Source organism: Bradyrhizobium sp. WU425, from assembly GCF_021052305.1.
Lineage (GTDB): Bacteria > Pseudomonadota > Alphaproteobacteria > Rhizobiales > Xanthobacteraceae > Bradyrhizobium > Bradyrhizobium canariense_D.
Window position 1 is genome coordinate 4,441,717 of the sequence record NZ_CP088089.1, and the last position, 13,159, is coordinate 4,454,875.

Sequence of the window (13,159 nt, forward strand, 5' to 3'; positions counted from 1 at the left end):
ATCAGTTGCGGCGGTGAGCGTTGAGGCGGTGCTCAACGAAGAGCGAGTAGCGTGACATTCCAAAGCAGAAGATGAAGTAGATGATCCCGGCGAAGGCGAACCCTGTGAAAGCGGTCGATGGCGACGACCATTTCGGATCCGAGAACGACGCCCGCAGCGAGCCGAGGAGATCGAACAGCGCCACGATCGAGACCAGCGAAGTGTCCTTGAACAGCGAGATGAAGCTGTTGACGAGGTTCGGAATGACGTGGCGTAGCGCCTGCGGCAGCACGATCAGCGAGGTCGTCTTCCACCAGGACAGCCCCAATGCCGCGGCCGCCTCGCCCTGCCCGCGCGGGATCGCAGCCAGCCCGCCGCGGACGTTCTCGGCCTGATAGGCGCCCGTGAACAGAGAGATTCCAATCAGCGCACGCACGAGACCATCGACCGTGAAATTGCCCGGCAGAAACAGCGGCAGCATGTAGGTGGCAAAGAACAGCACGGTGATCAGCGGCACGCCGCGCCAGAACTCGATGAAGGCGATCGAGAAGATCCGGATCAACGGAATGGTCGAGCGGCGGCCAAGCGCCAGCGCAATGCCGATCGGCAGCGAGGTGACGATGCCGGTGACGGAGACCACCAGCGTCACCAGAAGTCCGCCCCACAGGTTCGTCTGCACGATCGGCAGTCCGCCGTGATCAAGCCCCATCAGCTTGATCACGATTGCGATGGCGGCGAAGGTGACGATGCTGGATGTGAGGGCCCGCCCCCCGGTGCGGAGGCCGCCGCCGAGAACGAAGGCGATCAGTGAGACGATCGCGGCAGTGATGGCGAAATCGGCCCAGACCGACTGGCCTGTCCCCTGCAACTGGTCACGCAGCCAGGTCAGCGGAAAGATCAGCCAGTAGATCGCGGTACCCACGAGCACGATGACATTGCCGACGACCCACAACAGCGGTGCGGCAGAGGAGGTCTTGCCGAGACCGAGCAGAGCCTGCCCAGCGCCGATGATGCTGTCGTCGAACAATTGCAGCAGGTCAGCGGTCCAGCTCAGGCCAAATCCCTTGATGCCGCCGCCATGCAGCAGAAAGAATGCGACCACCGGAAACGCAAGGAAGAACAGGCCAGCGTTCAATCCTTTCGACGGCAGTCGCGGAATGAGCAACGGCACCAACAGGACTACTGACAACACGAGCGTGAGGTTGACCCGCCAGCGTTCGGCTTCGGGGTAGAAGCCGTAGATCAGTTGCGGCAGCTTGGCCTGGATGTAGGGCCAGCAGGCGCCGACCGTAAAGCCGGCGTTCTCGGCGAGGCAGGCCGTGCGATCCTTGCCGGTCCAGACTGCATCGACCATCAGGAATTTGACGGAAGGAATGATGGTGAACCAGAGCAGCAAGGCGCCGACGATCGTGAGCAGGATGTTGGTCGGCGAGTTGAACAGGCGCGTCCGCACCAGGCCGACGAAGCCCGTGGTCTTCACCGGCGCGGGACGCTCATCCAGAAGATCCCGGCGAACGAAACTGGACGAGGTGATATCGCTCATGCGCCGAGACTCCGGCTGACGCGCCAACCGTAGACGCTCATGACGGCGCTGGTGATCAGCGAGATCAGGAGATACACGCCCATCGTCATGGCGATGATCTCGATGGCCTGCCCGGTCTGGCTCAGCGACGTGCCGGCGAACACGGAGACGAGGTCGGGATAGCCGATCGCGACGGCCAGCGACGAATTCTTGGTGAGATTGAGGTACTGGTTGGTCAGCGGCGGAACGATGACGCGCATCGCCTGCGGCACGACGACCAAGCGCAGCGTGGTGCCGCGGCTCAGGCCCAGCGACGATCCCGCCTCCATCTGTCCGCTGTGGACGGAGAGGATGCCCGCGCGCACGATCTCGGCAATGAAGGCGGCCGTATAGGTGGACAAGGCCAACGTGAGCGCCACGAACTCCGGGATGATCCGCGAGCCACCGGCGAAATTGAAACCCTTGAGCTGCGGCAGCTCGAAGCTGAAGGGCAGACCCGCTACCAGCATGGTGACGAGCGGCAGTCCGAACAGCAGGCCCAGCATATAGGGCCAGATCCGGATCACCTGACCCCGCTCGAACAGCGCCCGGCGCGCATGGATGCGCAACGCCACCGAAGCCACAATGCCGAGGGCCAGCACCGCCAGAAACGCCTCGAAGCCGCTCTCGCCGATCGGGCGGGGAATGACGAGACCGCGATTGCTGACGAAAGCTATGCCGAGCAGCGAAATGCTCTGTCGTGGATTGGGCAAGGCCGCGAGCACCGCCAGGTACCAGAACAGGATCTGGAATAGCAGCGGCAAGTTGCGGATGATCTCGACATAAATTTCGCCAATGCGCGCGAGCAGCCAGTTGGGCGACAGCCGGCACAGCGCGACGATGAAGCCGATCAAGGTGGCGAACACAATGCCCACCACCGAGACCACGAGCGTGTTGAGGAGCCCGACCAGGAATACGCGCAGGAACGTGTCCGAGCCGGTATACGAGATCAGCGTCTGATTGACGTCGAAACCGGCGTTGTTCGCGAGGAAGCCGAAGCCGGCGGCAATATGCTGGTTCTCGAGGTTGGCGCGGGCGTTGGAGACGATTTCATAGGCAATCCAGCCCAGGATCGCAGCGAAGGCAAACTGGACGGCGATGCCGTTCCAGCCCGTCTTGCCCCCCAGCACGCGCCTGATCTTCAGCGCGATCTGGGGCGGGGGTTTGCGAGCCTCGATGCTCATCGCCGCGAGCGCGGGTCAGGCGGGATCAGCGGATCGGCGGGGCGTATTGGAGACCGCCCTTGTTCCAGAGATTGTTGAGACCCCGATTGATACCGAGCGGCGAGCCTGCGCCGACATTGCGGTCGAACACTTCGCCGTAATTGCCGACGGCCTTCACGATGCGCACCACCCAATCCTTGCTTAGGCCGAGCTGTTCACCGAAATTGCCATCGGTACCCAGAACGCGCTTCAGTTCAGGATTTTCCCCTTTCGCCTTTTCGTCGACGTTTTTCGCGGTCACGCCGAGCTCTTCGGCGGTGATCATGGCAAACAGCGTCCATTTCACGATGTCGAACCATTGGTCGTCGCCGTGGCGCACCATCGGACCGAGCGGCTCCTTCGAGATGATTTCCGGGAGCACCATGTGATCGCCGGGATTGGCAAGCTTCAGGCGGTTGGCGTACAGGCCCGACTGGTCGGTGGTGAAGACGTCGCAGCGCCCGGCCTCGTAGGCCTTGACCGTTTCGTCGTTGGTGCCGAACGCGATCACCTCGTACTTCATGTTGTTGGCCTTGAAGTAGTCGGCGAGATTCTGCTCGGTCGTGGTGCCGGTCTGGACGCAGACCGACGCGCTGTTGAGCTCGAGCGCCGAGTTCACCTTGAGCGACTTCTTCACCATGAAGCCCTGCCCGTCATAATAGGTCACGCCGGTGAAGTTGGCGCCGAGCGAGGTGTCGCGCGAAATGGTCCAGGTGGTGTTGCGCGACAGCACGTCGACTTCGCCGGATTGCAGCGCCGTGAAACGGTCCTTGGCGGAGAGCGGCACGTATTTGACCTTGGTCGGATCGTTGAAGATCGCCCCGGCGATCGCGCGGCAGACGTCGACATCAAGCCCGGTCCAGTTGCCCTTGTCGTCCGGCGAGGAGAAGCCGGGCAGACCCTGACTGACACCGCAGGACAGCATGCCCCGGTCCTTGACGGTCTTGAGCGTTTGCGCATCGGCGGCTTGGGCAGACAGGCCGGCGGCGAGGGCGAGAGAGAGAGCCAGGGTTACGCGTTTCATGGGCTTTGGGCCTTTCAAAGTCGTCTCAAGGTCAGGAACGTTGTCTTTGCGATCGCCTCTGCCAGGGCTAGCCGTCTCAAGACCAGCCCTGCAAGAGTCATGCTGGAAATCCTTGCCGATCACCCGCCGATCCCGGGAGGCCCTGCCTTAATCCCCGCCGACAGGCGCCCGCCGTTACGGCTGTGGCGCTTGGTCCGGTCAGGCGATGGATCGAAGGTCGCGGCAGGCCCCTCAACATGCGGCGACTGAATAGCACCTGCGATAACAGAACGACTGGCCTGCCGGGTCAAGGGGTTGACGGGACTCTTCTGTGTTCTGTTATTAACGACAGCGGCCTTTCGGCCAGCCCGCGGGCGCAGCGTGCCTGGTGGAAACGCGCTTTTGAAAGCAGACGCATGGATTCCTCACCCCCCTCCGAACAGCACGCCGAGACCCGGCTGGTCACCTCCGGCCGCGACACCAAGGCGCAGAAGGGGTTTGTCAATCCTCCGGTGTTCCACGGCTCGACCGTGCTCTATCCGACCGCCGAGGACCTGCACGCCCATCGCGGCGAGTTCACCTATGGCCGCCATGGTTCCCCCACCACCAAGGCGTTCCAGGAGACGCTGATGACGCTAGAGGGGCCGCAATGCGCCGGCGTCGGCATCGTGCCGTCGGGTCTGTCGGCGATCTCGACCACCCTGCTCTCGGTGCTGAAGGCCGGCGACCACATCCTGGTCTGCGATAACGTCTATCGGCCCTCGCGCAATTTCTGCAACGGCATGCTCACCCGCTACGGCGTCGAGACCACCTATTTCGATCCGATGATCGGCGCCGGCATCGACAAGCTGTTCAGGCCCAACACAAGCGCTGTGCTGGTCGAGGCGCCAGGCTCGCAGTCGTTCGAGATGCCAGACATCCGCGCCATCGCCGAGGTCGCGCATGCCCGCGGCGCGATCGTCATCGACGACAACACCTGGGCGACGCCGCTCTATCACCGCTCGCTCGAACAGGGCGTCGACATCAGCATGCAGGCCGCCACCAAATATATCGGCGGTCATTCCGACATCATGTTCGGCACCATCTCGGCCAATGCCAGGGCATGGCCGCAGATCGCCGAAGGCATCCGCCTGCTCGGCGTCTGTGCCGGTCCCGATGACGTCTTCCTGGCACTGCGCGGCCTGCGTACGCTGTCGGTGCGGCTGGCGCAGCATCATCGCTCCGGGCTCGACATGGCGCGCTGGCTTGCGAGCCGTCCCGAGGTCGCGCGCGTGCTGCATCCGGGGCTCGAGACCGATCCGGGTCATGCGATCTGGAAGCGCGACTTCACCGGCGCTTCGGGCCTGTTCAGCATCGTCTTGAAGCCGGCGCCGCAGAAGGCGGTCGACACCATGCTCGATACGCTCAAACTGTTCGGCATGGGCTTTTCCTGGGGCGGCTTCGAGAGCTTGGCGATTCCCTTCGATTGCGACGCCTATCGCACCGCCACGACATGGTCGCCGGGCGGCCCGACGCTGCGTCTGCATATCGGGCTCGAAAGCGTCGACGACCTCAAGGCCGACCTCGATCGCGGCTTCGCTGCCCTCAAGGCAGCAATGTGAGCCTGCTCACAAGGCATCACGCCGTGGGAACGTGCAGAAGCCGCAAACGTTAACGCCGACGCGCCAACAAATGGTTTGAACCTCAAGCATTTGGCGCTAGCCTCACCAATCGACTCCAATCCGGACACGGAGCATGGGAACGTTGGTACTGCTCGATCTGATGGGCGGCGTGGCGCTGTTGCTGTGGGGCCTGCACATGGTCCACAGCGGGATTCTGCGCGCCTTTGGCCCGGACTTGCGACGGCTCCTCGGCAAGGCGCTTGGTAACCGCTTCAACGCGTTCGCCGCCGGTCTCGGCCTTACTGCCCTGCTCCAGAGCAGCACCGCGACCGCGCTGCTCACGAGTTCGTTCGCAGCCGAGGGCTTGCTCAGCCTGGTCACCGCGCTCGCCATCATGCTCGGCGCCAATGTCGGCACGACGTTGATCGTGCAGGTGCTGTCGTTCAACATCGCCGCCGTCGCGCCGGTCCTGTTCGTGCTCGGACTGGTCGCCTTCCGCGTGGGTCCACGCTCACGGATCAAGGACGTTGGCCGTGTCTTGATCGGCCTCGGGCTGATGCTGCTGTCGCTGCACATCCTGCTCGACACGCTGGCGCCGGCCGAGAACGCGCCGGGCGTCCGCATCGTGATGTCCTCCATCACGGGCGATCCCGTTCTGTGCATCGTGATCGCGGCGCTCGTCACCTGGGCGGTGCATTCGAGCGTCGCCAGCGTGCTGCTGATCATGTCGCTCGCCTATTCGCAGTTCATCTCGCCTTACGCGGCGCTCGCACTGGTGCTTGGCGCCAATCTCGGCAGCGCCATCAATCCCGTATTCGAAGGCGCCAAGCGTGACGATCCCGCCAGTTATCGCCTGCCGGTGGGCAATCTCGTCAACCGCGTGATCGGGATCGCCTTGGTCCTGCCCTTCCTGGGCCCGATCGCCGAGCACATGCACGCCTGGCAGCCCGATCTCGCCAGGATGACGGCGGCGTTTCATATCGCCTTCAACGTCGGCACGGCCATCATCTTCATCGGCCTGCTCGATACCGTGTCGCGCCTGTTGACCCGGCTCCTGCCCGATCGTGTTCAGGAGGCCGATCCGGCCCGGCCGCGCTATCTCGACGAAACCGCGCTGGAGTCGCCGTCGCTGGCGCTGGCCGATGCCGGCCGCGAAACCCTGCGCATGGGCGATCTCGTCGAGATCATGCTGCGCAAGGTGATGGCGGCGATGATGAGCGGCGACCGTGCGCTGGTCGACCAGGTCTCGAAGATGGACAACATCGTCGACGGCCTCGACGAAGCCATCAAGCTCTACGTGACTAAACTCATGCGCGGCAGCCTCGACGAGAGCGAGGGCCGGCGCGCGATGGAGATCATCTCCTTCGCCATCAATCTGGAACATATCGGCGATATCATCGACAAGAGCCTGAGCGAGCTCGCGACCAAGAAGATCAAGCGTCGCTTCCAGTTCTCGCCCGAGGGCGCCGAGGAGCTCGCCGCCTTCCACAAGCGCACGATGGATTCGCTGCGCATCGCCTTCGGCGTCTTCATGTCGGGCGACGCCAACGAGGCGCGCAAGCTGCTGGTGGAGAAGACTGCGCTGCGCAATACCGAGCTTGCCGCCGTCGAGCGCCACCTCGACCGCCTGCGCGAGGGCCGCCCCGAGACAATCGAAACCACGTCGCTGCATCTCGACGTGCTGCGGGACCTGCGCCGCATCCACTCGCATATCTGCTCGGTCGCCTATCCCGTGCTCGACGCGGCCGGGGAGCCCCATCGCAGGCACGAAGCGGAGACCGCCGCCCTGCCCGCGCCGGGCGCGGCGTCCGCGTTGCCGCGCTAGCCTGGATCAGCGCTCCAGCGTCTTTGACGCGCGGCCGCGGTTCTTCACAATCAACATGATGTTACGGATATAGATGATGGTCGCGAGCGCCTGGCCGAGGATGATGACAGGCTCGCGCTTGACGACGCCATAGACCAGCGTCATCAGCCCGCCGCCCATCGAGCAGAACCAGAACGCCATCGGCACCACGCTGTTGCCGGCGCGCTCGCTCGCGATCCACTGCACCAGGAAGCGTGCCGTGAAGAACAGCTGCGCGACGAGGCCGAACGCGAGCCAGAAGTCGAACTTGGCCACGAAGACATCGTAGAAATAATTGCTCAGCGCCTGACCGTATTGGATGATCATGCCGTCACCTCAGTCACATCCGGCGTCGGCTTCTTGCGGCGGATCAGCCACCAGACGCCCACGAGATCCATGATCCCGATCCACAGCCGGTCGAAGAAACCGTAGTTTGACACGCCGGAGCGGCGCGGACGGTCGATCACGTCGACATAGGCGATCTCGTAACCCTCGCGGCGCACCAGCGCCGGCAGGAAGCGGTGCAGCCCGTCGAAATAGGGCATCATCAGGAACACCTCGCGCCGGAACGCCTTCAGGCCGCAGCCGGTGTCGCGCGTACCGTCCTTCAGGATCGCGTTGCGGACGCCGTTGGCGACACGTGACTGGAATTTCTTGAAGCCGGTATCCTTGCGGCCGACGCGTTGTCCAGCCGCAAGTCCGACCTTGCTTCCGTTCTCGACAGCCGAAATCAAGTCCGGCAGGAAGGCCGGATTGTTCTGGCCGTCGCCGTCGAGCGTCGCCACGATCGCGCCGCGTGCCGCACGTACGCCGCTGCGCACGGCCGCGGATTGGCCGCCTGATTTGGCGTGGCGCAGCTGGCGCAGATTGTCCCGCTGCTTCATGACGGCGCCAAGCCGTTCGCCGGTCGCGTCGGTCGAACCGTCGTTGACGTAGATGATCTCATAGGCCCAGCGGCCGTCGAGCGCCGCGCCGATCTCCTCGATCAGCGGCACGATGTTGTCGGCTTCGTTGCGCACGGGAACGACGATGGAAACCGAGGGCTGGAAAACCGAAGGCTGGGACGACAAATCGAAGCTCGTGGTTGGAATTGGCTTGCCTTAAGGAACCGGCGGTCCCGGCAGGCAGCCGCTTTTATGGGGCGGATGCCCCGTGGGCAACCCTTTTGAGGCGGCCCGAGACCGCCCCTGCAAGAGGCACAATGGTGCCGTCGGCACGGATGGCAAAGCCGAGCCTGCGGGCCGCGAACCAGTAGCGCACCGCCAAGGCGCCGACCAAGCCGACCAGGGCGCCGGCCACCACGTCACTCGGGTGGTGCGCAAGCAGCACCAATCGCGTTAGCAGGATCACGATCGCGTAAGTGAACATGAACACGCGCAGGCGCGGCCACAGCGCCGAGACCGCGAACGCCAGCGCGAACGCCGTCACCGCATGACCCGACGGCAGGCTGGCATAGGCCCCGGTCCCCTCGAATGGGACGAAGTTGAACGGATTGGCCTTGCCGCCGACGAACGGACGTCCTCGACCGATGAGATATTTCAGGATCTCGGCGACGAATACGGGCACGGCAACAGACAAAAACATGAACTGCAGCCGCGTGCCGAGGCCGAGCAGAAGCGCGCGGCTGGTGCCGTGCAATCCCGCCGCAACCAGCGCTAGGACCACCAGCAGGCCCCCGAGCACCGAGAGCACATACTCGTCCTTGCCGAAATCGGTAAGGATGCGGATCGGCCACAGTCCGGGCGCGCCACGTGCCGGCATCAGCTGGATCTCGGTCAGGTCGAACACGACCATCAGCGCGATGACCAGGGCTGCGCCCGCCGCACTCAGCCAAAGCGAATGCCGCGCCAGCTTTCGCGCGGCCTCGGCGCGGCGCGAATGCGAGGGCGTGCGCACGAGCTGTGCCAGGGCGCGCCCCGAGAGCGTGAGCAATTGTGCGCGATAGCTCGCGCGCGGCGAGATGTCGGTTGGTGCCGACATCCTACTCGGTGCCTTCCGAGCGGAAGATCGAGATCGAGATCGCGCGCCCTTGCGAGAAATTGTAGCCGTCGATGCGGGTGCCAACCTTGTAGCGCAGCCCGATCGCCTCGGCGCGCTGCACGAAGCCGCGCTCCGAACGCTGCTCGATCAGCGCGAAACGGCAGCTCCCCTGCCGCAGGAAATCCGCCGCACCCGAACCGTCGGTGAGCACCGTCTGCGTACCCGTCAGGAAGACCAGGCTCGGCTCGTGATAGCCGGCCGCGGCCGCCTTCGGGCCCACGCAGGTGACGTTGCGAAGCGCGCGTGCGATCTCGATGCTCGGAAACAGCGGCGTCAGCGACGGCAGCACGATGCCGTAGACCGTTAGCGCGAGCATCAGGGCTGCGACCAGCGCGTTGAGCAGCGAGCGCTCGGCGTGATTGTTGTCGTGAAGCCACCAGGCGAACAGGCCGAAGATCAGCGAGGCCGCGATGAACGGCCATGCCACGAAAGCAGGCTGCCGCGTCAGCATCACCGCGCCGACGACCGCGATGATCGAGCCGCCCACGGGGATTGCGAACCACCATGCCGAGCCGCGCATCAGCCAGGACCACGACAGCACCCGCCGCTCGAGCGCGCCCGCGGTGAGGATCGCGATCGCAGGATACAGCGGCAGCACGTAATGGGGCAGCTTGGTCAGCACCACCTCGAACACGATCCAGGACGGGACCAGCCAGGCCAGCAGGAATTGCGCGCCGGGCTCGCGCCGCGCGCGCCAGACCGCGGGCGCGGCCATCGCCGCGAGCGGCGCGCCGGGCCAGAACGTGATCCAGAACAGCACCAGATACAGTCCGGGCGGCGCGCCGTGGGATTCCTGCGCGCCCAACTTGCTCAACATGTCGCCGCCGACGGAATCGGCGAAGAAGGCATCGCCCGCGCGCCAGAAGATCGCGACGAACCAGGGCAGCACCAGCACCAGCATCCACATCAGGCCCCAGAGCGGGCGCAGCTTCCACAGCCAGGAGGCATCGCGGTCCTGGATCGCGAGCGCGATGATGGTCAGGCCTGCGAACATCAGGATCAGCGGGCCCTTGATCAGGATGCCGACAGCGAGAGCCGTCCAGAAGATCGCGGGCCAGCTCCAGGGCGGATGCGTCTCGTCCTCGGCGCGCTGCCACGACAGATACGCCCGTGCCATCGCGCCCATCGCGGCGACCACGCAGAACAGCAGCATGGCGTCGGTCTTCGCAAGCCGCGCCTCGACGCCGAGCAGCACGGAGGCGCACATCAGAAGAGCCGCAAGCACCGCGGCGCGCCGCGTGACGAAGCCGAGCGCCGTCCAATAGGTCATGAGCACGGCGCCTATCGCGCCGATCAGCGAGGGAAGCCGATAGACCCAGATGCGCAATTCGGCCCGCGGCAGACCGAGCGCCGATGCCGTCTCGACCGCGGCCGATTGCAGCCAGTAGATGCCGACGGGCTTCTTGTAGCGGACGTCTTCCTGGAAGCGGATGTCGACATAATCGCCGCTCTCGACCATCTGCTTGGTGGCCTGCGCAAAGCGCGCCTCGTCGCGATCAACCGGCGGAATCGTAAAGAAGCCCGGCAGGAATAGCAGCAGCGCGCACAGCAGCAGGAAGGCGACCGCGCGGACGTGGCTGGCCGTGGCGATGTCGAACATGGACACGAGCCGGCTGCCCGGATTCACCGGGGATTTCGGCTCGCGGGGAGCTCCAAAACGGGGTGTTGGATAGGTCTCGGCCATCGGTTCCGCTTACGCTGAAACCGCCATCGCCACAACCGCTTGAGGCAGGGTCACTGAATTCGAATGACAACTGTGTCCGCGGCGCCCGTGGCATCGATGACGGTCAGCCGCGCAAAGCCCGGACCGGGCGGATCGATCAGCCGCTGGCGCCGTCCGTCGATCTCGCCCTGCGCCGTTCCGTTAACCATGACGGTCATGGGCAGAACGCCGCCGGCGACCTTGACCGGCATGGCTGCGCCGCCCTCGCCACCTGAGCGATCGACGTCGATCCGCGAGCCGTTCAGCGGAAACTGGATGTGCAGGGCCTGCTCGCCCCCGGTCCGCACCAGATCCCCGACCGGGCGGAACCGCCTCAAGGGCAACGGCAGCTTGGCGTTGCTGGCCACGAGAGTTCCTTTCGGCGGCTTCGGCAACGGCAGGAGCGTCTTGCCGGTGCGGGCGAAGGCGTCGAACAGGATCGGCGCGGCGGCAACCCGACCGATCAGGCCCGGAACCGGCGCGCCATCGGGCCGGCCAACCCAGACCCCGATGGTCATGCGCCCGTCGAAGCCCATCGACCAGGCATCGCGGTAGCCGTAGGAGGTGCCGGTCTTGAAAGCGATGCGGTTATGAGCCGCGTTCTCCGGCGGCGGGGTACCGAGCAGCACATTGCCCACTTGCCAGGCCGCGACCTGATCGAGCAGCCGCAGCGGCTCGCGCTCGTCCCCGTCGCTCATGATCTCGCGCAGCGGCTTGGTGGTGCCGAGCCGGGCGAAGCCCGCATAGAGCTGGGCGAGGTCCTGCAGCGTCACGCCGACGCCGCCAAGGCCCATGGCAAGTCCCGGCGCCTCGTCTTTGGGCAGAACCAGATTGCCACCGGCCTGACGCAGCCGCGAGGCCAGCCGGCTCGCGCCGACGCGGTCGAGCAGCACGATCGCGGGCACGTTTAACGACAGCTGCAGCGCCTTCTTCACCGGCACCGTGCCCTGAAACGTCATGTCGAAATTTTCCGGCGCGTAGGAGCCGAAGCGCACGGGCCGATCGTCGATCAGACTGTCCGGATGAACAAAACCGTCCTCGAAGGCCAGCCCGTAGATGAAGGGTTTCAGCGTCGAGCCCGGCGAGCGGATGGCGCGGGTCATGTCGACCTGCCCTGCCCGGCGCTCGTCGAAATAATCGGCCGAGCCGACGCGCGCGAGCACGTCGCCGCTCTCATTGTCGACGACGATGATGCCGACCGAGATGTTCGGCCCCAACGCAATGGCACGATCGCGCGCTAGCGGCTCCAGCACCTTCTGGAGGGTGGCATCGAGCGTCAGCTTGATGACTGGCGCGTCCTTGACCGTCGCAAGCGCCGCATCGGAGGCGTGCGGCGCCAGGATCGGCATCGGCTTGCGCAGTTTCGGCACAGGAACGGCTTTCGCCTGCTTCGCATCGTCGAGGCTGATCTGTTGCTCCTCGACCATGCGGTCGAGCACGCGGTCACGCGCTTTGCGCGCCGCATCGGGATAGCGATCGAGCCTGCGGGTCTCCGGCGATTGAGGCAGCGCGACCAGCAACGCGGCTTCAGCCAGCGACAACCGCTTCGGCTCCTTGCCGAGATAGGCGATCGAGGCAGCGCGAATGCCCTCGAGATTGCCGCCGTAAGGCGCGAGCGCCAGATAGAGGTCGAGGATCTGCTCCTTGCTCAAGCTGCGCTCGATCTCGATCGCACGCACGATCTGCCGCAGCTTTGCATAGAGCGAGCGCTGCCGCCGAGGCTCCATCAGCCGCGCGAGCTGCATCGAGATGGTCGAGCCGCCCGAGACGATGTGGCCGCGCGTCGCAAGCTGAAACGCAGCGCGCCCCAGCGCCACCGGGTCGATGCCGTCATGTGCGTAAAAGCGCTGGTCCTCGTAGGCGAGCAGCAGCTTCAGATAGGTCGGATCGACGTTCGTTTTTGTCTCGACCGGCAGTCGCCAGCGTCCATCCGCCATCGCATAGGCGCGCAGCAGCTTGCCATTCCGATCGACGATGGTGGTGGAAACCTGGCGGGCGTCGTCGAAAGGCAGCGGACCGAGGGAGTAAACCCACGCGACGACGCCGACGATGGTGAGGATGAGCGAGAATGCCAGCGCGGAGAGGACACGCGGGCCCCTGCCCCTTGCTCCGTCATGGCCGGGCTTGTCCCGGCCATCCACGTTCTTGCCTCTCGCACCAAAGTCCGTGGATGCCCGGGACAAGCCCGGGCATGACGGCGGAGCATGTGGCTCCTTGTCGCTCATCCC

Annotated in this window: 10 protein-coding genes; 2 read left to right on the top strand and 8 right to left on the bottom strand. The window is 65.0% G+C overall.

Translation table 11 applies throughout. The annotated features are described in order from the left end of the window. Position 1 precedes the first annotated feature (1 nt). Genes BcanWU425_RS21510 through BcanWU425_RS21520 form a run of 3 tightly spaced genes read right to left on the bottom strand, consistent with a single transcriptional unit; the run spans position 2 to position 3,766 of the window. Positions 2-1,522, bottom strand: coding sequence for an amino acid ABC transporter permease (locus BcanWU425_RS21510; RefSeq protein WP_018457790.1), 1,521 nt, complete (start codon positions 1,520-1,522; stop codon positions 2-4). Beyond that, a complete protein-coding gene (locus BcanWU425_RS21515; RefSeq protein ID WP_085394800.1) occupies positions 1,519-2,724 on the bottom strand; it encodes an amino acid ABC transporter permease in 1,206 nt (401 codons plus the stop codon). Before BcanWU425_RS21515 ends, BcanWU425_RS21510 begins: the two co-directional genes overlap by 4 nt. Before the next feature lie 25 nt (positions 2,725-2,749). Further along, the gene (locus BcanWU425_RS21520) at positions 2,750-3,766 is read right to left on the bottom strand and encodes an amino acid ABC transporter substrate-binding protein (RefSeq protein ID WP_085349835.1); all 1,017 of its coding nucleotides are present in this window, start codon (positions 3,764-3,766) and stop codon (positions 2,750-2,752) included. Positions 3,767-4,161: 395 nt separating this feature from the next. Here BcanWU425_RS21520 and metC point away from each other — a divergent pair, with 395 nt between their 5' ends. Both metC and BcanWU425_RS21530 read left to right on the top strand, forming a co-directional pair. After that, positions 4,162-5,346 carry a cystathionine beta-lyase gene (gene metC, locus BcanWU425_RS21525; protein WP_018457787.1) on the top strand — a complete coding sequence of 395 codons (1,185 nt, stop codon included), beginning with the start codon at positions 4,162-4,164 and terminating at the stop codon, positions 5,344-5,346. Between the two features lie 133 nt (positions 5,347-5,479). Further along, positions 5,480-7,171 (top strand): Na/Pi cotransporter family protein, encoded by a 1,692-nt coding sequence (locus BcanWU425_RS21530; RefSeq protein WP_018457786.1) that lies wholly within the window; start codon positions 5,480-5,482, stop codon positions 7,169-7,171. Between the two features lie 6 nt (positions 7,172-7,177). Here the strand turns inward: BcanWU425_RS21530 and BcanWU425_RS21535 are convergent, their stop codons facing one another. The 5 genes from BcanWU425_RS21535 to pbpC all read right to left on the bottom strand — a co-directional run bounded on the left by BcanWU425_RS21535 (position 7,178) and on the right by pbpC (position 13,072). Continuing rightward, positions 7,178-7,516 (bottom strand): lipid-A-disaccharide synthase N-terminal domain-containing protein, encoded by a 339-nt coding sequence (locus BcanWU425_RS21535; RefSeq protein ID WP_007591223.1) that lies wholly within the window; start codon positions 7,514-7,516, stop codon positions 7,178-7,180. After that, a complete protein-coding gene (locus BcanWU425_RS21540) occupies positions 7,513-8,259 on the bottom strand; it encodes a glycosyltransferase family 2 protein (protein WP_007610202.1) in 747 nt (248 codons plus the stop codon). The genes BcanWU425_RS21535 and BcanWU425_RS21540 overlap by 4 nt, the downstream gene beginning before the upstream one ends. Positions 8,260-8,323: 64 nt before the next feature. After that, positions 8,324-9,169 carry a phosphatase PAP2 family protein gene (locus BcanWU425_RS21545; protein ID WP_085349837.1) on the bottom strand — a complete coding sequence of 282 codons (846 nt, stop codon included), beginning with the start codon at positions 9,167-9,169 and terminating at the stop codon, positions 8,324-8,326. A gap of 1 nt (position 9,170) precedes the next feature. Further along, positions 9,171-10,913, bottom strand: a complete 1,743-nt coding sequence (locus tag BcanWU425_RS21550) for an ArnT family glycosyltransferase (protein WP_204511159.1) — start codon at positions 10,911-10,913, stop codon at positions 9,171-9,173. Positions 10,914-10,963: 50 nt separating this feature from the next. Further along, positions 10,964-13,072: a penicillin-binding protein 1C gene (gene pbpC / locus BcanWU425_RS21555; RefSeq protein WP_204511158.1), complete on the bottom strand. Its 2,109-nt coding sequence runs from the start codon at positions 13,070-13,072 to the stop codon at positions 10,964-10,966. Positions 13,073-13,159 lie beyond the last annotated feature (87 nt).